We start from the raw sequence: 20,602 nt of genomic DNA, 5'->3' as shown, positions 1-20,602 counted from the left end.
TCAGGACAGCCCGAGCACGTCGAGCATGGAATAGAAGCCGGGTTTCTGGCTGCGTGCCCAGAGCGCGGCTGTAATGGCGCCACGGGCAAAGATCGCCCGGTCGGTCGCAGAATGGGACAGCGTCACCTGCTCGCCTTCGCCGGCAAGGATGACGGAATGTTCGCCGATGACGGAACCGCCGCGTAGCGTGGCAAAGCCGATGGTCCCGGCGACGCGGGCGCCGGTATGGCCGTCGCGCACCCTGACCGAATGGTCTGCGAGGCCGATCTCGCGGCCCCTGGCGGCCGCTTCACCAAGCAGCAGCGCCGTCCCAGAGGGCGCGTCCACCTTGTGCCTGTGGTGCATCTCAAGGATTTCGATATCCCAGCTTTCCGGCCCGAGCGCGCGGGCGGCCTGTTGCGTCAGCACGCCGAGAAGGTTGACCCCGAGGCTCATATTGCCGGATTTGACGATGCGGGCATGGCGGGCGGCAGCCTTGAACTTTTCTTCATCCTCCACCGAGCAGCCGGTGGTGCCGATGACATGAACGATGCGGGCCTGGGCTGCGAGACCGGCAAAATCCACGGAGGACGCAGGCGCGGTGAAGTCGAGTACGCCTTCCGCTTCGACAAAGGCTTCGAGCGGCTTGTCGGTAATCACGACGCCGGTTGGTCCAAGCCCGGCAATCTCGCCGGCGTCACGGCCAATGAAAGGCGAGCCCGGTCGCTCGACGGCGGCAAAAACGGCCGCGCCCGGCATGGCATTGATGGTGCGGATCAGCGTCTGGCCCATCCGGCCGGCGGCTCCAACCACAACAAGTTTCATGTCTGTCCCGCTCATGCCAGTCTCATTTCCTCAAATCAGTGTTTCGGCGTCCGCAACCGGTTGTGGCCCTGCGCTGCCTTGCAGATTATGCAGGCGAGCGTAGAGGCCGTCACTGCGCCGCGCAAGCGCCTCATGCGTGCCTTCCTCGGCGACGATCCCGTCCTTCATGACGATGATCTTGTCGGCATTGACGACGGTCGACAGGCGGTGGGCGATGACCACGACGGTACGGCCGCTCATGGCGTGATCGAGCGCCTTCTGCACCGCTGCTTCCGATTCGGTATCGAGCGCGGAAGTTGCTTCATCAAGAAGCAGGATAGGGGCGTTTCGCACCAATGCGCGGGCGATCGAAAGCCGCTGCCGCTGGCCGCCGGAGAGAGTCACCCCGTTTTCACCGACTGCGGTGTCGTACCCCTGCGGCTGCATGCGGATGAAGTCATGCGCATAGGCCAGTTTCGCGGCTTCCTCGACTTCCGCATCCGTGGCTGTGGGGCGGCCATAGCGGATGTTGTCGCGGATCGAGCCTTCAAACAGGTAAGGCTGCTGCGAAACATAGGCGAGCCCGTTGCGCAGCGATTGCTTGGTGACATGGGCGATGTCCTGCCCGTCGATCAGGATCTCGCCGCCGGAAGGATCGTAGAAACGTGGAATGAGACTGATGACGGTCGATTTGCCGGCGCCGGATGGCCCGACAAGCGCTGTCGTCTTGCCGCCTTCTGCGACGAAGCTGACACCCTTGAGGATTTCGTCACCGTTGTTGTAGGAGAAGCGGACGTTCTTGAATTCGATAGCCGCCGCTGCGAGCTGCAGAGGGCGAGCATCCGGAAGGTCTCGCTGATGCGGGACCATATCGAGGATTTCGTAGATCATCCGCGCATTGACAACGGCGCGCTCCAGCGAAACCTGTAGCCGTGCCAGGCGCCGGGCCGGGTCATAGGCCATCAGCAGCGCCGTCACGAAGGAGAAGAATGCTCCGGGCTGCACGTCGTCATAGATCGACCGGAAGGCGGCGTAGGCCAGCACGCTGGCAATCGCAAAGCCGGCAAAGGTCTCGGTCATCGGCGCGGTGCGTTCGCTGAGGCGGGCAATGCGGTTGGCCCGGTTTTCGGCCCGGTCGATGATCGTCTCGACCTTGGTTCTCAGTTGATCTTCCATCGTAAACGCCTTGACGATGGTGATGCCCTGAATGGTTTCCTGCATGGCGCCGAGCACGTGGCTATTGATCTCGACCGATTCGCGGGTCGCCTGCCGCAGCCGGCGCGAAATGTAGCGAAGACCGATCAGCAAAGGCGGCGCCACGACGAAAACGATCAGCGTCAGCAGCCAGTCCTTGCTGATCATCACGCCGATCAGGGCCACCAATGTCAGAAAGTCGCGTGCGAGCGACGTGACCGTCATGTTGAGCACGTCGCGAATGCCGGAAACGTTCTGGCTGATCTGGGCGGAGATGCGGGCCGAGCGCGTATCGCTGAAGTAACCGACACTCAGTGCCATCAGGTGCGAGTAAAGCCGCCGCTGGTAGCTGGCGACGATATTGTTGCCGATCTTCGATAGCGCAACGGCCTGACCGTATGTGGCAAAGCCGCGCAGCACGAAGGCAAGAAAGATCGCACCGCAAATATAAACGACGATGTCTGCGCGCTTGTTGGCGAAGGCTTCGTTGACGACCGATTCCATGATCCAGGCGGTAAAGGCGGTCGTGCCGGCGACGACGGCGAGGCAGATGATGGCGAAGATATAGCCACGCAGATGAGCGCGCCCGTTTTCAGCGATCACGCGCTTGAGGACGCTGGTAATGGTCTCACGATCGACTGCTGGGAGCTTTGTCTTGGCTTGCTTCAAGCTGGTTTCCTTAAAACCCGGCGCGCCTCTGAGGCGCCTTATTTCACCGGGCTCTATAGTACCTTGATCCCCGTTTGGCGAGTCTGGGCCGCTGTGGCGGCATCAAGTTCTCCAGCGCCGTCCCTCCGTTGCCACACCGAAGCGTGACGGCGTGCGCGAATAGGCGGCAAGACCGGAAAGGGCTGCGGTCGGATGGGTGACCACGAAGGTTGGGATGGTCTTGAGCAACGCCGAATGGGGTGCCTTGTCTTCGAAGGCCTGGCGGAACTCCGGTTTCTTCAATGCCGGCAGGATCTTTTGCGAAATGCCGCCGGCAAGGAAGACGCCGCCGCGCGCCATGAAAATCATCGCCATGTCACCGGCGACGCGGCCGAGATAGGTCGAAAACAGCGAGATGGTCTCTTCCGCTGCCGCATCGGTGCCGGCCAGTGCATTGGTGGTCACAGCGGCCGGATCGGCAAGTTTTGGATCCCACGCCTTTGATTCGCAGACGGCGCGGTAAATGTTCATGATGCCACGGCCGCAGAGCAGTTGTTCGGCGGAAATGCGTCCCTCGATCGGCTCGAGGAAAGGCCAGATCTGGTAGTCGCGTTCCGTACGCGGGCCGACATCCACGTGGCCGCCTTCGCCGGGAACCGGAAACCAAGTGTGCTGGGCGTGGACAAGGCCTGCGACGCCAAGACCGGTCCCTGGCCCAAGCACGGCGCAGGAGGCGGATTCGAGAATAGAGCCGGGGCCGATCTGTTCCCGGCCCTCGTCGCCGATCGAAGCGATGGCAAGCGCCTGCGCCTCGAAATCGTTGATGATGATCACGTCTTCCAATGATAGCGCCGTCAGCATGTCCTTCGGCTTGATCACCCATCCGGCATTGGTAAGCGGGATCTCGTCGCCTTTGACCGGGCCTGCCACCGCGATGATCGCCGAGCGCGGCTGGACGGAGGTCTTGTCCAGAATGCTGGTCTGCAGCGCTTCCTCGATGCTGGCGTAGCTGGTCGTTGGAATGATCGGAAACAGCTTCGGTTCGGCAAAGGCGTCGATCAACAGCGCGAAACGGGCATTGGTGCCACCAATGTCGCCGATCAGGATCGGAAAGGTGAGGCCGCTGTCGGTATCTGGGAGCGTGGACATGGAAGGTTCCGTTATGATCGTGCGGACTGAAGGCTGGAAAAGAGCTGTATCAGGGTTGGTTGAAGTCGATCAACCGTTCTGCCGTCGCCCGGTTCAGCGCCATCGGGATGTCGTAGACGGTGGCAAGCCGCATCAGCGCCTTGACGTCGACATCATGCGGCATCGCGGTCAGGGGATCGGTGAAGAAGATCAGCATCTGCACGTCGCCGGTGGCGATCATCGCCCCGATCTGCTGGTCGCCGCCGAGCGGGCCGCTTTTCAGCCGAGTCACGTCAAGGCTTGGACAGGCCTCCTGTACCCGGCCGCCGGTCGTGCCGGTAGCAACGATTCTCCAGCCGGCAAAGACGGCTTCATTGGCCTGCGCAAACGCGGCCATGTCGTCTTTCTTCTGATCGTGCGCAATCAGCGCCACGCATTTCTGGCTGGTCATCACAGAACTCCCGGCGTCATCCAGATCAAGAAAAGTCTCGAATTAAATCGATTTGATTTTCTCTATAGCACTGCTCGGCAGTTGAAAAGCACCGAACTGTACAGTGCCCTAAGCCTATTGCAGGGCAGGACGGGCCATGGGAACTGGAATGTCGTTGTCCGGCAGGTCGTTGTTGGCAGCATGAATGGCCTGCTGGATCGCCGCGTCGCCGGCCGTTGGCTGCGGTGCCACATAGGCCGAGCCGAAGGTGGCCGCCTGTTCCGAGGCCGCGGGCGCTGCGAGCAGGGCCGTGCAGGCTTTCGGCAGGTCCGACAGGGTTGTGAAGCGCGGCTTCACCGGCTTTGCATTCGGGTCTTTTTTAGGTGCTGCCCACGGCTCCTTGGTAAACCACCAGGCAAGTGATTTGTCGCATCCGTCACCGCTTGCAACAGGCGCCTGCGCTTTGCAGCTCGGCGTGCCCGGCGGGCAGAACATACGAATATGGAAATGCTCGTCATGGCCATAAACGGGGCGCACTTTGCCGAGCAGGTCGCGATCGCCGGTCCATGTATCACAGAGCTTCTTCTTGATCGCCGGGTTGACGAACACGCGCTCCACCTGCGGATAGCTTGCCGCCTGCATCACCAGTCTGGCATGGGTCGGCGTCCAGCGGTCGGGATTGACGGTCAAGAATTTCTTCTTGTCGAGCATCGAGATGAACGGCATGTCCTCGCGTGTCTGCGCGGAAAGCGGCTGTGAGGGCTTGGGCTGAAACCAGATATCCGCGTCGAGCCCGATCTGGTGCGAGGCGTGTCCGGTAATCATCGGCCCACCGCGCGGCTGCGAAATGTCGCCGATCAGGATACCGGAGCCCCAGCCGAGCTGGACGGCGTCTTGCGAAAATTTCTCCAAGAGCTGGATCATTGCCGGATTGCCCCAGCGGCGGTTTCGCGACAGGCGCATCGCCTGCCAGGTCGGCCCATCGGTCGGGATCGCCACGGCCCCGGCCATGCAGCCCTTGGCGTAAAATCCGATCGGGTTTGGCGCTGCTTCGCTTGGGAGCTGAACCTTGCCGAAAATCTGCTTGGCCGGCGTATCGTCAGCCGCCGCTGTATCGCCTGCAACAAGGCTCAGCCCGATCATCCCTGCCAGCGCCGCCGATCCGAGATGCCGAAGAAAACCTGCCTTTGTCGATGTCATATGCCGTCCGTTTCCTGATAGCGCGTGGCCGTCCGCGCAGAAGCGGCGCCAGCTGCGATTTGCGTGCCAACCCTGACACACTGTCTTTGTGTCAGCCTTGCGGGACACGCAACCGTGACCCAAAAAAACGGTCCGATTTGAGGCAGCTTCTGTCAATTGCCTGCATTTTGCCTATTCTGTCGTTCAAGCAGCGAAAAAATGAAAAACGGAAGAGGCGAATTGGCATGATTCTCAGACGCGCATTGGCTTTGGCAGCAACCATCCTTCTGGCAACGGGACCGGTGGTGGCTCAAGAGCCAGTCTGGCATGGCGGCATTTCCACGATCGGTGAGCTGAAGCACAAGGACGGTTTTGCCCGCTTCGATTATGTCAATCCAGATGCGCCCAAGGGGGGCGAGCTGAAACTTTCCGAAACCGGGACTTACGACACGTTCAACCCGATCCTGTCCAAGGGCGAGGCGGCGTCCGGTGTCGCGTCGCTGGTCTTCGACACGCTTTTAAAATCCGCTGAGGACGAGATCACCGCTTCCTACGGACTGCTCGCCGAGGGCGTCGCGTATCCGGACGACTTTTCCTCCGCCACGTTCCGGTTGCGTGCTGAAGCCAAATGGGCGGACGGCAAGCCGGTGACGCCGGAAGACGTCATTTTCTCCTTCGAGATGTCGAAGGAACATAACCCCCTTCTTTCCAACTATTACCGTCATGTGATCTCGGCTGAAAAGACCGGCGAGCGCGACGTTACCTTCCGCTTCGACGAGAAGAACAATCGCGAACTGCCAAACATTCTCGGCCAGTTTTCGATCGTGCCGAAACATTGGTGGGAGGGCGAGGACGCGAAGGGCAACAAGCGCGATATCAGCCGTACGACGCTGGAACCGGTCATGGGCTCCGGACCTTACAAGATCGCGTCGTTCGACGCGGGCAATTCGATCCGCTTCGAATTGCGTGACGACTATTGGGGCAAGAACCTGAACGTGAACGTTGGCCAGAACAATTTTGCCGCGATCACCTACACCTTCTTCGGCGACAGGACCATCGAGTTCGAAGCTGTCCGCGCCGGCAATGTCGATTTCTACCGGGACAACAGCTCCAGCCACTGGATGACGGCCTATGATTTTCCCGCCGTGAAGGATGGCCGCATCATTCGCGAGGAAATCGCAAATCCCCTGCGCGCCACCGGCATCATGCAGGCCTTCGTACCGAACATGCGCCGCGAAAAATTCAAGGATCAGCGGGTGCGCGAGGCGTTGAACTACGCCTATGATTTTGAGGGTCTCAACCGCACTCTCGCCTATAACAGGCTCAATCGCATCGACAGCTATTTCTGGGGCACCGAGCTTGCCTCCTCAGGCTTGCCGGAGGGCCGCGAGAAGGAAATCCTGGAGGAGTTGAAGGACAAGGTTCCTGCCGCTGTTTTCACCACGCCCTATACGAATCCGGTGGCCGGCGATCCGCAGAAGGCGCGCGAGAACCTGCGCAAGGCCATGATGCTCTTCAAGGAGGCGGGCTACGAGCTGAAGAACAGGAAGCTGGTGAACACAAAGACCGGGGAACCTTTCGGTATCGAGATCCTCCTGTCCAATGCGTCCCAGGAGCGCACCGTCCTGCCCTACATCAAGAGCTTGAATGATATCGGCATCGATGCCCGTATCCGCACGGTCGACGCCTCACAATATACCAATCGCGTCAGAAGCTTCGACTATGACATGATCTACGGCATCTGGGCGCAGACGCTGGTGCCGGGCAACGAGCAGAGCGACTACTGGGGCTCCGCCTCTGTCGATCAGCAGGGCTCAAGAAACTATGCGGGCATCGCCGATCCGGCAATTGACGAACTCATCCGCAGGATCATCTTCGCGCCAAACCGGGAAGAGCTGGTGGCAACCACCCACGCACTCGACCGTGTGCTGCTCGCCCATCATTATCTGGTACCGATGTTTTATTCCAAATCGGTGCAGGTCGCCTATTGGAACCACCTGACTCATCTGCCGGATTTACCCTACTACAGCATGGGATTCCCGGATGTCTGGTGGTCGAAAAATGCCGCAAAATAAGCTGGGGGTTGCGCCGGAAGGCTGGCTGGGTTCCATATAGCGATGACGAATCACCCCCGCCGCTTGCCGGCGGGGCCTGCCGGTCCGCAAGCTATGCGCGGCGGCAAAACGGGAAGGGTTGGGCTTGACCGACTTGAAATCCACGCGGCGTGCGAAAGCACTTCCAGCAAAAGGGCGCAACGGTTTTGCGTTCGCGATTGCACCGGCACAAAAAGACCGGCAGCAAATCCTGGCGGGTAGCCGCTGATGGGTGCCTATATCCTGCGACGCCTTCTCCTGATGATCCCGACGATCGTCGGCATCATGGCCATTTCCTTCGCCGTCATCCAGTTCGCGCCTGGCGGGCCCGTCGAGCAGGTGATTTCCGATCTGACGGGCCAGCAGGGCGGCGACCGGTTGTCCGGGAGCAGTGGTGATTTCGGGCAGTCGTTCTCCGATGATTCCTCGGGTCGGTATCGCGGCGCGCAGGGCCTTGACCCGGAATTCATCAAGAAGCTGGAAAAGCAGTTCGGCTTCGACAAGCCACCGCTCGAGCGCTTCGGCGAGATGATGTGGAATTATATCCGCTTCGATTTCGGCGAAAGCTTCTTCCGCAACACGTCTGTGGTCGATCTGATCCTCGACAAGATGCCTGTCTCGATCTCGCTCGGCCTGTGGATCCTGTTGTTTTCCTACGCGATTTCCATTCCGCTGGGGATCAAGAAGGCCATTTCCGATGGTTCGACCTTCGATGTCTGGACGTCAGGCATCATCATCGTCGGCTATGCGGTGCCCGGCTTCCTGTTCGGTATCCTGCTGATCGTGCTGTTTGCCGGCGGTTCGTTCCTTGACTGGTTCCCCTTGCGCGGCATCGTCTCGGATAATTTCGCCCAGTTGAACTGGTGGCAGAAGATTCTCGACTATTTCTGGCACATGACCCTGCCGCTGATCACGCTGTTGATGTCGGCATTCGCGACGACGACGTTGCTCACCAAGAATTCCTTCATTGATGAGATCAAGAAGCAGTATGTCACGACTGCGCGGGCGAAGGGGCTTAATGAGCGCCAGGTTCTCTACGGTCACGTCTTCCGCAATGCCATGCTGATCATCATCGCCGGTTTCCCCGGAGCGTTCATCACCGCCTTCTTCACCGGCTCGCTTTTGACGGAATATATCTTCTCGCTCGATGGCCTCGGCCGCCTCGGCTATGACGCCGTCGTCAAGCGCGATTATCCAATCGTCTTTGCAACGCTCTACATCTTCTCGCTGATGGGCCTGTTCGTCAGCCTGCTGTCTGACCTCGTCTATACCTGGGTCGATCCTCGCATCGATTTCGATAGGAGGGACGTCTGATGGCTGCTGACATCGTCTCCACCGATCCAATTCTTGCGACCGGCCGCACCGGCCGTCTGTCGCCGGTCAACCGCCGCCGCTGGGATAATTTCAAGGCCAACCGTCGCGGCTTCTGGTCGTTCTGGATCTTCCTTGTTTTGTTCGGCCTCAGCCTGTGCGCCGAGTTCATCGCCAACGACAAGCCCATCCTGGTGTCCTACAAGGGCGAACTGCTGGTCCCGGCGCTGGTGCAATATCCGGAAGAGAAATTCCTCGGCGACATGGGGTTCCTGGCGATCACCGATTACGGCTCGGCGGAAATCTCAGATGAGATCAAGGCCAACGGCTGGATGATTTGGCCACCGATCCGCTATTCCTACCAGACGGCCAATTCCAACATTCCTCACTCGGCGCCTACCAAGCCGTTCTGGCTGATGGACAAGGCCGAGCGCTGCTCCGGCTATCCACAAGGCGAAAACGATCCCGGCTGCACGCTCGGCAATCTCAATTGGCTGGGCACCGACGATCAGGCGCGCGACGTGGCAGCGCGGATGATCTACGGCTTCCGCATCTCCGTGCTCTTCGGCCTGTGCCTCACGATCGCGTCCGCCATCGTCGGCGTTACTGCTGGCGCCGTGCAGGGGTATTTCGGCGGCTGGACGGATCTTCTCTTGCAGCGCTTCATCGAAATTTGGTCGTCTATGCCAGTGCTCTACATCCTCTTGATTATCGCCGCGATCCTGCCGCCGGGCTTCTTCATCCTGCTCGGGATCATGCTCCTGTTCTCGTGGGTTGGCTTTGTCGGTATTGTCCGGGCCGAGTTTCTGCGGGCGCGAAACTTCGAATATGTGCGCGCCGCCCGCGCGCTCGGCGTCAACAACCGGACGATCATGTTCCGTCATCTTCTGCCCAATGCCATGGTGGCAACACTGACTTTCTTGCCGTTCATTCTCTCCGGCTCGATCACGACGCTGACGTCGCTGGATTTCCTCGGCTTTGGCATGCCGCCGGGTTCTGCCTCGTTGGGCGAGTTGATCAGCCAGGGCAAGTCCAATCTGCAGGCGCCGTGGCTCGGGTTGACCGCCTTCGTGGTGATGTCGGTGATGCTGTCGCTGCTGATCTTCATCGGCGAAGCCGCCCGCGATGCCTTCGATCCAAGGAAGACTTTCCGGTGAGCGCGACGATGACAGACACACTCCTTTCCGTGCGCAACCTCTCTGTCGCCTTCCATCAGGGCGGCAAGACGACGACGGCCGTTGATGGCGTTTCCTTCGACATCAAGCGTGGCGAAGTGGTCGCGCTGGTCGGCGAATCCGGCTCGGGAAAATCGGTCTCGGCCAATTCCATCCTCAAGCTTCTGCCTTATCCGTCGGCCAGCCATCCGAGCGGTGAAATCCTGTTTAATGGCAAGGACCTGATGACGGCGTCCGATGCGGACCTGCGCCAGGTGCGCGGCAACGACATCACGATGATCTTTCAGGAGCCGATGACGTCGCTCAATCCGTTGCATTCGATCGAGCGGCAGATCGCCGAAATTCTTGATTTGCACCAGGGCATCACGGGAGCGGCAGCACGCGCCCGGGTGTTGGAATTGCTCAATCAGGTCGGCATTCGCGAGCCGGAAAAGCGCCTTGCCGCCTATCCGCATGAGCTGTCGGGCGGCCAGCGCCAGCGTGTGATGATCGCCATGGCGCTCGCCAACCGTCCGGAGCTTTTGATCGCCGACGAGCCGACCACCGCGCTCGACGTGACGGTGCAGGCGCAGATCCTGGCGCTGTTGAAGACGCTCAAGGATGAGCACGGCATGTCGATGCTGTTCATCACCCATGATCTTGGCATCGTCCGCAAGATCGCCGACCGTGTCTGCGTCATGACCAAGGGCAAGATCGTCGAAACCGGCCCGACGGCGGAGATTTTCGCCAATCCGCAGCATGCCTATACCCGCCATCTGCTCGCCTCCGAGCCGAAGGGCGTGCCGCCGGTCTCCGATACGTCGAAGCCGGTGGTGATGCAGGCTGAGGATATGAAGGTTTGGTTCCCGATCAAGGCCGGCTTCCTGCGCAAGGTCGTCGATCATGTCAAGGCCGTCGATGGTATCGACCTGACGCTGCGCGCCGGCCAGACCCTTGGCGTCGTCGGCGAATCCGGTTCGGGCAAAACGACGCTCGGTCTCGCATTGACACGCCTGATCTCGTCCAAGGGCCGTGTGAGCTTTATCGGCAATGACATCGCCGGCTATTCGTTCAAGCAGATGCGCCCGTTGCGCAATCGGATGCAGATCGTTTTCCAGGATCCCTTCGGTTCGCTCAGCCCCCGCATGGCCGTCAGCGATATCATCGCCGAGGGTCTGAAGGTGCATGAGCCGTCGCTTTCCGAAAAAGAACGCGATGCGCGCGTGGCTGCGTCGCTCGAAGAGGTGGGTCTCGACGCGGCAACCCGCTGGCGTTATCCGCATGAGTTCTCCGGCGGCCAGCGCCAGCGCATCGCCATTGCCCGCGCCATGGTGCTGAAACCGCAATTCGTCATGCTCGATGAGCCGACCTCCGCTCTGGACATGAGCGTGCAGGCGCAGGTGGTTGATCTCTTGCGCGATCTGCAGGCCAAGCATTCGCTCGCTTATCTCTTCATCAGCCATGACCTCAAAGTCGTCCGCGCCCTTGCCAATGACATGATCGTCATGCGGCTTGGCAAAGTGGTCGAGCAGGGCCCTTCCGAGCGTATCTTCACCGCGCCGCAGGAAGATTACACCAAAGCGCTGATGGCTGCCGCCTTCAACATGGAGGCGGTCGATGTGCCCGCCGTCCGCCAATAGAGACCGTTGTCATGTCCGCAAAAAGCCCCGTCATCGTCGATCTGAAGTTCATTCCGCGTGAAGTCGAGGACGGCCTGAAGGGTGCGTTCCCGGGACGCGAGGTTCTGAACCTCGCCGATCCCCAGCATAAGGGCCGCGATCTCTCCGGCATCGATTACGCGGTCGTCTGGAAATCCGATCCGGATCTGTTTTCCCGCGCACCGGATCTCAAGGTGGTGTTCTCGGGCGGTGCCGGCGTCGATCACGTGCTGACACTGCCGGGCCTGCCCGATGTGCCACTCGTCCGCTTCGTTGACCGCAGCCTGACGACGCGGATGAGCGAATGGGTCGTGATGAACTGCCTGATGCATCTGCGCCAGCACCGGGCCTACGAGGCGCGTGCCAAGGCGCATGTCTGGGAGGATCTCAGCCAGCCGGAAGCCGCTGATGTGACCGTCGGTGTCATGGGTCTTGGTGTTTTGGGGCAAGATGCCATCCGCAAACTCGGTGTCATGGGCTTCAGGACGATCGGCTGGTCACGCTCGAAGAAGACGATCGATGGCGTTGAAACCTTTGATGGCTACGCGCTGGATGCCTTCCTGGCCAGAACCGATTTCCTCGTCAGCCTGTTACCGCTGACGGCCGAGACCAGGGGCATCCTGAATGCATCGCTGTTTGCCAAGCTCAGCCGCAAGGGGCCTTTGGGCGCACCGGTCGTGATCAACGGCGGCCGTGGCGGCAGCCAGGTCGGTACCGACATCATCGCTGCCCTGCAATCCGGCGTATTGGGCGGCGCCTCGCTCGATGTGTTCGAGCAGGAGCCGTTGGATCGCGACAGCCCGTTCTGGGAGATGGAAAACGTCTATGTCACGCCGCACGTGGCGGCATCCTCGGATGTGAAGGCGCTGTTTGTCCATGCCGAGCAGCAGATGGACCGCTTTGAAAGCGGCCTGCCGCTGGAGCATCTGGTCGATCGCAAAGCCGGCTATTGATCTCTATCGATCAGGGCCGGCGGAAACCCGTCGGCTTGTTGTAGAGCCAGCCGATCCGCTGGATCGATTCTTCAAGACCCTCATGCGAAACGGTCATCGTATGGCCGTTGGCATGCAGCAGCGTCTTGTCGTCCTCCATGATCGCCACGTGGCCTTTCCAGAACACCAGGTCGCCGCGGGTAAGCTCGCTACGGTCGATTTCGGTGCCAAGGCCCTTGGCCTGCATGTCGGTGTCGCGCGGCGCGGTCTTGCCCGCCATCATCATTGATAGCTGCACCAGGCCCGAGCAATCGATGCCGAAGCCGGAGCGGCCGCCCCAGAGATAGGGAGTTTCAAGAAACCGTTCGGCAATGGCGACGTAATCGCCCGACAGCGGCTGGCCCACTTCGGCGCAATGGTTGGCAATCACCGCCTGTCCGCCTTCGAGCAGGAAATAGCGCGTGCCGCGGGTTTCGCGCTCATCGATGACGGCGATCCGGTTGCCCATCGACAAGGCCTGCACGGTCGGGAATTTCAGGTCCGGCCCGGAATAGATGAAGGTGCGCGGGGCGGTGATAATATGTGTCAGGCTGCGTACCACCGGCGAGACCGCATAGTCCGGGATGTAGCCGACATAACCGTCGAAATCCGCCTTCACCCAGGCCCAGCCCGCATCCGTGTCGAGCACCCGCACGGTCTCGCCCAGCAGCAGTTCGGTATCGGTGCCGCATTCGAGCTCCGGCCTTGCCCGCATCTGCACAACGGGCACACAAATCAGCCCCGGAGAGCCGCTGACATAGCTGGCGGCTTCGACGGTGCCACGCAGGCCTTCCTCGGCAAGGTCGGTACGGTAGGCGTTCAGGCGGCGGTCTGGAAGATCAAGCATGGGTTCTCAGATAGACAGTTTGCGTCCCTGATCAATGATCAGATCGCCAAGTTTTTCAAGATAAAGCGCACCTTCGACCGTGCGCTTGATGATCACATTGCGTTTGTCGCGCTCGTCGCGGCTCCGGGTCACGAGCCCGAGATCGCCCATCGTGTCGAGCGCCCGGGTGATGACCGGCTTGGTCACACCCAGAATTCCGGCAAGGCCGCGCACCGTGTGCGGCGGCGGAACGAGATAGATGTGCAGGAGAATGGAAATCTGCCGGAGCGTCAGGTCGCGATTGTCGATCCGCACCTGTTCCAGCGAGACGCTGTGCCAGAGGTTCAACGCCTGCGAGGCTGATAATTCCACCGGCATCGGACGCCCTCGGTTCAATCGGCGAGAATTTTAGCCCCAGACCGTTACGGAACCGTTTCTTTTCGTGGCACTCAAATCCGCGTGAGCGCCTTTTCGATCCTTGCCAGATGCGCCGCGCGTTGCGCCGGTGTTACCCGGTCCATGTCGTGCAGAGAGAGCATCCGGAACTGGACATCCTTCGCGCAGAAGGCGGCAATGCCGCGCTTCAGCAGGCGGCGCACCGGGTTGCCCATATAGAGCTTGACCACCCACCAGGGCGAACCGGTCGTCGTCAACGCCCAGAACTGCTTGATATTGGTGAGGCGCGGTATGATCCGTCCGCCAGCCTGATCGTGATCGAAGGCGACACCGGGCGCAAAGACCCGGTCGAAGAAGCCCTTGAGAATGGCCGGAAAATTGAACCACCATTGCGGAAAGACGAGGATCAGCCCGTCGGCCGCCCTCAGCCGCGCAACGATGGCATCGACGGCAGAGGTGTCATAGGGCATGTCGAAGTAACCGCGCCGTTCCTGTTCTGTCAGCCGTGGATCGAAACCCTCCCGGTAAAGATCGAGCAGATCGACACTGTGGCCGGACTTCTCCAGTGCAGCTTTCGCCGTTGTAGCAACGCTTGCGGCAAAACTGTCGATCAGCGGATGGGCGAGAACGAGGAGAATGCGCATGCTAGAACAGGCTACCCTGTTTCGGCGGTGCCGCAGCCACCGGCTTTTCGGCGCGTTTCTTTGCCGGCTGAGGCGGCGGCGTAGCGCTCCCTTCGGTCGTCAATGCATTGATAGTGTCGTCTGCGAATTGAATTTTAATAGCTTGGTTCAAAGAGAGCGCAGAGGCGGCTCCGATAAGTGCCCCAGTTTCGTCGCGGATAAGCGCATAGCCGCGCTTCAAAACACTTCCGTACGACATTGATTGCAACATGCGGCCATGTGCCAATAGGATACTGCGGCGACGCCGCAGGTCGGCCAGAAGCGCGCTGTCGGCTCTGCCGGAAAGGCTTGTGAGGCGATCCTGCGAGCGGTGAATCTGGCCCAACAAACGGGCGGGCAGGGTGCGCAGGGCCGCATCGGCGGAAGAGACCCGCGAGGCGGATCTCTGTAGCAAACGCTCGACGATCCGTTCGGCGCGGATCATCCGCTCAGTGAGCTTCTGCCGCCGTTCATTGATCCGGGTTGAAAGAACGTCGGGCCGCAGATGCGCGGCAATGCGCTCGAAACTCCGCCGCTTGTTGGCGGTGTTCATCTGCAAGCCGCGGCCGAGTCCCGCCGAGGCTTCATCGAACCGGCGGCGCGGCAGAGCCAGCAATTGATCGAGCGAGGGCAGCGCACGGGTGAGCGCCCGCACGCTCTGGCGGCGATTGTCCATCTGCCGCCCGACAGCAGATTTGAGGCGGGCAGACAGTGCCGAAACAGCAGCTTCCAGATCGGCCTTCACCGGTACGGCCATTTCCGCCGCCCCGGTCGGTGTCGGCGCCCGCTGGTCGCTGGCATAGTCGATCAAGGTCCAGTCGGTCTCGTGGCCGACGGCGGAGATTAACGGGATCTGCGAATTTGCCGCCGCCCGCACCACGGCCTCGTCGTTAAAACTCCAGAGATCCTCGAGGCTGCCGCCGCCACGCGCAACGATGAGCAGATCGGGCCGGGCGATCGGCCCACCCGGCGTAAAGGCATTGAAGCCTTCGATCGCCGCAGCCACCTCATTGCCGGAGCCTTCGCCCTGCACCCGCACCGGCCAGACGATGACATGCACAGGAAACCGGTCGGAGATGCGGTGAAGGATATCGCGGATGACAGCGCCGGTGGGCGAGGTGATGACGCCGATGACTTTCGGCATGTAGGGCAGCGGCCGCTTGCGCGCCGGATCGAACAATCCCTCGGCGCCGAGTTTGCGCTTGCGCTCCTCGATCAGCGCCATCAGCGCACCGGCGCCTGCGGGCTCCAGCGTTTCGATGACGATCTGGTATTTCGACGAGCCGGGGAACGTTGTCACCTTGCCGGTGGCAATCACTTCCATGCCCTCTTCCGGCCGGAACTTCAGCCGGCTCATCGTGCCCTTCCAGATGACGGCATCGATCCGCGCCTTGTCGTCCTTCAAGGCGAAATAGGCATGGCCGGAGGAATGCGGTCCGCGATAACCGGAAATTTCGCCACGTACCCGCACTTGGTCGAAAGCCTGCTCGACCGTGCGCTTGATCGATCCGGATAGTTCGGAGACCGAATACTCGGCGAGATTGGAGGGCGAATCGGATTCGAAGAAGGAGCTCATTGTTCTATTTTGCCGCGCCGGGCAGCGGATGGCCAGTCTCTGACACCGATCTCAACAAAGCTTTCACCATACCTGTCTTTTCTCAGGTTCCAGGCTGGCCTCATCGGCACCGGAACGTTGAATTTTAAGGCAATTTTAGCGCCTCCGCCCCAGTGTCGCCGCATTGAGTTATAGGCGGAGGGTCGGATGATCATCTTGACCGCATTTGCAATCGGATTGTTGGCAGCGGCCACGCGCTCGCTGATCTGTTATGTGATGACACCCTGGCTGATCATCGCAGCCTTTGCTCTGGCGGCGGTCTGTTCGTTGGGGAACGTGTCGCTGCTCGCACTGGTTCTGGCGATCCTGTCGTACAATGCAGGTGTCGTGGCGACGTTGCTGATGGCGCTGGTTGTGGAACTTCGCACCGAGGCATAGACCGCGCGGTCAGGACACGGCGGATGAAAACCCGCCGCGTTGCCACCGGCGGGTTTACGCTTGTCGGGAAGTGGCTCAGACAGGCTCCCAGCCATCCTTCTCACTGGCGCGGTAGATGGCGTCGATGAGCTTCTGGTTGTTGACCGAGCTTTCCAGCGTCACCACCTCTTCCTTCTCCCCCTTTGCCGCACGCGAAAAGGCCTCGGCCTCCAGCTTGTACTGACGCGCATCCTGGAAGCGGAAAAGCTGCGACTGTGAATGGTTCTGGTTGGTCAGTTCCAGTTCCTCAGCGCCGTAACGGTCGGCGTTGAACGGTGACTTGACCTCGATGAACCCCTTGTCGCCGTGGAAGACCATGATCTGGCGGGCGGCGAGCTGGGTGGAGATGTAGAAGCTCAGTTCGAAATCGCCGAAATCGGCGCGCACGCTCGAATAGATGTCGGTGCCGAACTCCGGATCGCGGTCGGTGTTCGCCTGGACACGAAGCGGCTCCTTGCCCGTGACGAAGCGGGTCGAGATCGTCGGGTAGACGCCGATATCCGGCAGTCCGCCGCCGCCCAGTTCCGGCTTGTTGCGCATGTTGCCGGCATCACGGTTGTAGTAGGTGAAGGCACCCTGGACATGCCGCAGCTTGCCGATAGCGCCTTCGGAAAGCAGCGAGCGAACCTTGCGCCAAACCGGGCTGTAGGTGACCATATAGGCTTCCGAGACCAGCACCTTGTTGCGGTCGCGCGCCTCGATCAGGGCATCGATCTCAGAGGCTTTCAGGGCGATCGGCTTTTCGCACAGCACATGCTTTCCGGCATTGGCAGCCTTGATCGTCCATTCGACATGCTGCGAGGTCGGCAGCGGAATGTAGACGGCGTCGATCAGATCGGAGGCAAGCATGTCCTCGTAGGAACCGAAGGCATGCGGCACCGAAAAGCGGTCTGCCATCTCACGCGCCTTGGAAAGGTCGCGGCTGGCGATCGCCGTCACGACGCAGTTTTCAGCGTCCTGAATGGCTGGAACAACGAGTTCACGGCCGATCTTGGCCGTCGATAGAATCCCGAAACGCAACATGATTTTGTCCTCTCCGTTTGGCGGCACAGTATCCCCGAGGTACGTGCCTATCAAGCTGCCCCGGCCGGAATAAAATTGCCGTCCGTCCTGTAAAAGCGCTGTACCCGGGCTATGTCCTTGGTGCAGACTTCACGCCTCCCAAGCGATGATCCCAAACAATCTGGAGCGACCTCATGCAAAAGCGAACCCTTGGCCGCACGGGCCTGCCTATCGCGCCGCTGGTTTTCGGCGGCAATGTCTTCGGCTGGACCGCCGACGAAAAGACCTCCTTCCAGTTGCTCGATGCTTTTTTCGACGCCGGCTTCAATGCCATCGATACCGCCGATGTCTATTCCTCCTGGGTTCCGGGCAACGCGGGCGGCGAGTCCGAGACGATCATCGGTAAATGGCTGAAGGGTCGCGCCCGCGACGAAGCCGTGATCATCACCAAGGTCGGCTCCGAGATGGGGCCGGGCAAAAAGGGCCTGTCGGCCAGCTGGATCGTGCAGGCGGTGGAGGATTCGCTTCGCCGGCTTCAGACTGATCATATCGATGTCTATCTCTCCCATTGGCCGGATGAGGAAACGCCGTATGAGGAAACGCTTGGTGCCTATGACAAGCTTCTGCAGCAGGGCAAGATTCGCCATGCGGGCGCCTCCAATCTGAATGCGGAGCAGCTGCGGGCAGCCCTCGATGTTTCCGCGGCAAAAAGCCTGCCGCGCTACGATGTGCTGCAGCCGGAATATAATCTTTACGACCGGCCCTCGTTCGACGGGCCGCTGCGCAATCTCTGCATCGCCGAGAATATCGGCGTGATCAGTTATTTCGGCCTGGCGCGCGGCTTCCTGTCGGGCAAGTACCGCTCGCACAAGGATCTCGAAGGCTCGGCGCGCGGCAGCGGTGTCGGCAAATATCTCGATGGGCGCGGCATGCGCATTCTCGGCGCGCTTGACGAAGTGGCGGCCGATACCGGCAATACGCAGGCGGAAATTGCGCTTGCCTGGATCATGGCGCGCAAGGGCGTGACCGCCCCGATCGCCAGCGCCACCAATCTGAAGCAACTGGAAAGCCTGACGAAATCGGCTTCGATCACGCTTTCGGATGACGCCTGCCGGCTGCTCAACGAGGCAAGCCAGTAAGCGCAGGTTCAGCGCCCCGGTGTCCTGTCTGCAACCCGGCAAGATATTGGCGGCGGACTGTGCATCGTCTTTCCCAAAAGGCGCTTCGGCTGCTACACGAAGCCGGAGATTGCGGGAGGGACCGACATGGCGATCGAAATACGCGCGGCGGGGCCGCAAGATGAGCACGACTGGCGCAGACTTTGGGCCGGCTATGCCGCCTTTTCCGGCACCACGCTGGCGGCCGACATCATCGACCGGACCTGGGCGCGGCTGATGGATGACGCCACGCCGTTGTTTGCGCGGCTGGCGATACTGGACAACGCCGTCGTGGGTTTTGCCATCTGCCAGAAGCAGTTCGCCACCTTCTTTCGCGAACCGGTCTGCTACCTGGAAGATCTGTTCGTCGATCCGGCAGCACGGGGGAGCGGCGTTGCCAAGGCGATGATCGACGATCTGATCGCGCTGTGCGAGGCAAACAATTGGGACCGGCTCTACTGGTACACCGAAGCCGGTAACGCACCGGCAAGGCGGCTTTACGATCGCTATTCCGGCACTGACGACCATGTGCGCTACAAGATCACGTTCGGCACGTTCACCAGTTCGGGAAATCCAACGTAGGCGTCTGCATGGCTGCCGGAATGATTGGCCATGCCCGCTTTTGTCAGCAGACCTGCGGGCGCGACATAACTGCGGATGCGCCGGACGGGGCGCTCGTGCCACTGGATGTTGACGGCCCAGAGTTTTGGGAAGAAGCAGAGCGACGCATAGGGCAGGTGATCATGGATCCACCAGGCGAGCGATTGCCAGCCGCCAAGGGTGGCGCGGCGGTCCCAGACCCAGGGGATGACGATGCAGGCGGTTGCGCCCATGCAGCCGTCGGCGTCGCGCATGTCCCAGATATGATCGGCGGCCGTTGCTGCATTGGTCGAGCAATTGAGCTTGTTGCGGTTGCCGAACTCGTTGACGGAACGTGACCGGTAGCCCGAGCGGATATGCAGCCGCCCGAAGGTCCGCTGCAGCGGCTCCAGAAGCTCTTCGCAGAGTTTTGTGCCCGCCGCGATCGTCAGGTCCGGATCGTCGGGAATGTTCGGCATGCCATAGAAATCGGCGATCTCCGAATGCAGGAAGTCGCGCAGGAAAAAACTCTCCGACAGCCGCGCCCGGCCCATATCTTCCAGCGCTTTCATCGATCCTGGCTTTTTCATCGGATGCTCCCCGGTTTTGATGAAGACTATGCCGCAGACAGCTGGCGTGCCACCCGTTTTCCGTGCGCCGAGACCGGAGCAATCCACCCTCTCGCCTTCATTCGACCGCGTCATCGTGTTAAGATCGGCGGTCAGCTAGGGAGAGAAGCATGTCCGACGAGCAGGCAATAGGCGCGGTCGTTCACCTCTATGTCGATGGTATGGCGTTCTGCAACGAAGCGGCGCTGCGCAAGGCTTTCCATCCGGATGCCAAGATCATCGGCCATTATCAGGGTGCCGTCGAATGGATGTCCCGCGACGATTTCATTGCTGCCACCCTCGCCGAACCGCCGGCCCCTCCCGGAACGCAGCCGCTGATGGATATCGAGATCACCGACATCGAGGGCGAAGCCGCCTTCGTCAAAGTTGCCGATGAATTCGCCGGCATGCGGTTCAGCGATTACCTGTCGCTCCTGAAGATCGATGGCCGCTGGGTGATCGTCAACAAGCTGTTTCATCTGCACCGGTAGGACTTGGCCAAGGGACTGCTGTTTAGCTCTCCCGCTGAGAGGGCGGCGGCGCTTTCTCTTCTCCCCAGCGGGGAGAAGGTGCCCGAAGGGCGGATGAGGGGGCGGTCCGGCATGAATGTGCGAGTCTTTCATTGCAGTGGGCTCCAGATTCCGTTTGCTCAAGCTCTCTTCTTCAAGGGTGGCTTCGCCCCCCTCATCCGGCCCTGCGGGCCACCTTCTCCCCGATGGGGAGAAGAGGGAGATCGTCGCCTTCCTCAACGGTCTATAACCACGCCCGGAAAATCCGCCGTGGTTTTCTCT

General features: G+C 60.7%; 21 protein-coding genes. 10 read left to right on the top strand and 11 right to left on the bottom strand.

What is annotated here, in order from left to right; all coding sequences use genetic code 11:
- The 5 genes from dapB to mepA form a co-directional block, all read right to left on the bottom strand.
- Complete coding sequence (gene dapB, locus ASC96_RS10040) at positions 1–819, bottom strand: 4-hydroxy-tetrahydrodipicolinate reductase (RefSeq protein WP_060502904.1); 819 nt, start codon at positions 817–819, stop codon at positions 1–3.
- A 15-nt stretch (positions 820–834) separates the two neighbouring features.
- Positions 835–2,646, bottom strand: a complete 1,812-nt coding sequence (locus tag ASC96_RS10035) for an ABC transporter ATP-binding protein (protein WP_060502903.1) — start codon at positions 2,644–2,646, stop codon at positions 835–837.
- A gap of 102 nt (positions 2,647–2,748) precedes the next feature.
- Positions 2,749–3,774 (bottom strand): glucokinase, encoded by a 1,026-nt coding sequence (locus tag ASC96_RS10030; protein ID WP_060502902.1) that lies wholly within the window; start codon positions 3,772–3,774, stop codon positions 2,749–2,751.
- 49 nt (positions 3,775–3,823) lie between these two features.
- A complete protein-coding gene (locus ASC96_RS10025; protein WP_060502901.1) occupies positions 3,824–4,204 on the bottom strand; it encodes a methylglyoxal synthase in 381 nt (126 codons plus the stop codon).
- Between the two features lie 114 nt (positions 4,205–4,318).
- Positions 4,319–5,383 carry a penicillin-insensitive murein endopeptidase gene (gene mepA / locus ASC96_RS10020; protein ID WP_060502900.1) on the bottom strand — a complete coding sequence of 355 codons (1,065 nt, stop codon included), beginning with the start codon at positions 5,381–5,383 and terminating at the stop codon, positions 4,319–4,321.
- A 224-nt stretch (positions 5,384–5,607) separates the two neighbouring features.
- Between mepA and ASC96_RS10015 the strand changes: the two genes are divergently transcribed.
- The 6 genes from ASC96_RS10015 to ASC96_RS09995 all read left to right on the top strand — a co-directional run bounded on the left by ASC96_RS10015 (position 5,608) and on the right by ASC96_RS09995 (position 12,531).
- Complete coding sequence (locus ASC96_RS10015; protein ID WP_060502899.1) at positions 5,608–7,437, top strand: extracellular solute-binding protein; 1,830 nt, start codon at positions 5,608–5,610, stop codon at positions 7,435–7,437.
- 124 nt (positions 7,438–7,561) lie between these two features.
- Positions 7,562–7,684, top strand: coding sequence for a hypothetical protein (locus tag ASC96_RS34245; RefSeq protein ID WP_277995987.1), 123 nt, complete (start codon positions 7,562–7,564; stop codon positions 7,682–7,684).
- Positions 7,684–8,769, top strand: coding sequence for a microcin C ABC transporter permease YejB (locus ASC96_RS10010; protein ID WP_060502898.1), 1,086 nt, complete (start codon positions 7,684–7,686; stop codon positions 8,767–8,769). The genes ASC96_RS34245 and ASC96_RS10010 overlap by 1 nt, the downstream gene beginning before the upstream one ends.
- Positions 8,769–9,923 carry an ABC transporter permease gene (locus ASC96_RS10005; RefSeq protein ID WP_060502897.1) on the top strand — a complete coding sequence of 385 codons (1,155 nt, stop codon included), beginning with the start codon at positions 8,769–8,771 and terminating at the stop codon, positions 9,921–9,923. Before ASC96_RS10010 ends, ASC96_RS10005 begins: the two co-directional genes overlap by 1 nt.
- A gap of 8 nt (positions 9,924–9,931) precedes the next feature.
- Entirely contained in the window at positions 9,932–11,560 is a 1,629-nt protein-coding gene (locus ASC96_RS10000) for an ABC transporter ATP-binding protein (RefSeq protein WP_060502980.1), read from the top strand.
- A gap of 11 nt (positions 11,561–11,571) precedes the next feature.
- Positions 11,572–12,531, top strand: a complete 960-nt coding sequence (locus ASC96_RS09995) for a glyoxylate/hydroxypyruvate reductase A (protein WP_060502896.1) — start codon at positions 11,572–11,574, stop codon at positions 12,529–12,531.
- A 10-nt stretch (positions 12,532–12,541) separates the two neighbouring features.
- Here the strand turns inward: ASC96_RS09995 and ASC96_RS09990 are convergent, their stop codons facing one another.
- The 4 genes from ASC96_RS09990 to xseA form a co-directional block, all read right to left on the bottom strand.
- Positions 12,542–13,396 carry an NlpC/P60 family protein gene (locus ASC96_RS09990; RefSeq protein WP_060502895.1) on the bottom strand — a complete coding sequence of 285 codons (855 nt, stop codon included), beginning with the start codon at positions 13,394–13,396 and terminating at the stop codon, positions 12,542–12,544.
- 6 nt (positions 13,397–13,402) lie between these two features.
- Positions 13,403–13,753, bottom strand: a complete 351-nt coding sequence (locus ASC96_RS09985) for a MarR family winged helix-turn-helix transcriptional regulator (RefSeq protein WP_060502894.1) — start codon at positions 13,751–13,753, stop codon at positions 13,403–13,405.
- Positions 13,754–13,824: 71 nt separating this feature from the next.
- Positions 13,825–14,415: an NAD(P)H-dependent oxidoreductase gene (locus ASC96_RS09980; RefSeq protein ID WP_060502893.1), complete on the bottom strand. Its 591-nt coding sequence runs from the start codon at positions 14,413–14,415 to the stop codon at positions 13,825–13,827.
- A gap of 1 nt (position 14,416) precedes the next feature.
- The gene (gene xseA, locus ASC96_RS09975; RefSeq protein WP_060502892.1) at positions 14,417–16,009 is read right to left on the bottom strand and encodes an exodeoxyribonuclease VII large subunit; all 1,593 of its coding nucleotides are present in this window, start codon (positions 16,007–16,009) and stop codon (positions 14,417–14,419) included.
- Between the two features lie 186 nt (positions 16,010–16,195).
- On the opposite strand from xseA, the gene ASC96_RS09970 reads away from it, so the two are divergent.
- Positions 16,196–16,426, top strand: a complete 231-nt coding sequence (locus tag ASC96_RS09970) for a hypothetical protein (protein ID WP_060502891.1) — start codon at positions 16,196–16,198, stop codon at positions 16,424–16,426.
- Positions 16,427–16,501: 75 nt separating this feature from the next.
- Here ASC96_RS09970 and ASC96_RS09965 read toward each other — a convergent pair whose 3' ends face one another.
- Entirely contained in the window at positions 16,502–17,488 is a 987-nt protein-coding gene (locus ASC96_RS09965; RefSeq protein ID WP_060502890.1) for a Gfo/Idh/MocA family oxidoreductase, read from the bottom strand.
- A gap of 173 nt (positions 17,489–17,661) precedes the next feature.
- Between ASC96_RS09965 and ASC96_RS09960 the strand changes: the two genes are divergently transcribed.
- Both ASC96_RS09960 and ASC96_RS09955 read left to right on the top strand, forming a co-directional pair.
- On the top strand, positions 17,662–18,606 hold the full coding sequence (locus ASC96_RS09960) for an aldo/keto reductase (RefSeq protein ID WP_060502889.1): 945 nt from the start codon (positions 17,662–17,664) through the stop codon (positions 18,604–18,606).
- 126 nt (positions 18,607–18,732) lie between these two features.
- Positions 18,733–19,206 carry a GNAT family N-acetyltransferase gene (locus tag ASC96_RS09955; protein WP_060502888.1) on the top strand — a complete coding sequence of 158 codons (474 nt, stop codon included), beginning with the start codon at positions 18,733–18,735 and terminating at the stop codon, positions 19,204–19,206.
- On the opposite strand, the gene ASC96_RS09950 is transcribed toward ASC96_RS09955, so the two are convergent.
- A complete protein-coding gene (locus ASC96_RS09950) occupies positions 19,158–19,793 on the bottom strand; it encodes a hypothetical protein (RefSeq protein ID WP_060502887.1) in 636 nt (211 codons plus the stop codon). The two genes, ASC96_RS09955 and ASC96_RS09950, sit on opposite strands and share 49 nt — an antisense overlap.
- Before the next feature lie 149 nt (positions 19,794–19,942).
- On the opposite strand from ASC96_RS09950, the gene ASC96_RS09945 reads away from it, so the two are divergent.
- On the top strand, positions 19,943–20,302 hold the full coding sequence (locus ASC96_RS09945; protein ID WP_037103863.1) for a nuclear transport factor 2 family protein: 360 nt from the start codon (positions 19,943–19,945) through the stop codon (positions 20,300–20,302).
- The last annotated feature ends 300 nt before the right edge of the window (positions 20,303–20,602 follow it).

This window comes from Rhizobium sp. Root1204, from assembly GCF_001424965.1.
GTDB lineage: Bacteria > Pseudomonadota > Alphaproteobacteria > Rhizobiales > Rhizobiaceae > Pararhizobium.
The sequence above is the reverse complement of the archived record's forward strand: the minus strand, read 5'-3'. Positions and strand labels throughout refer to the sequence as shown.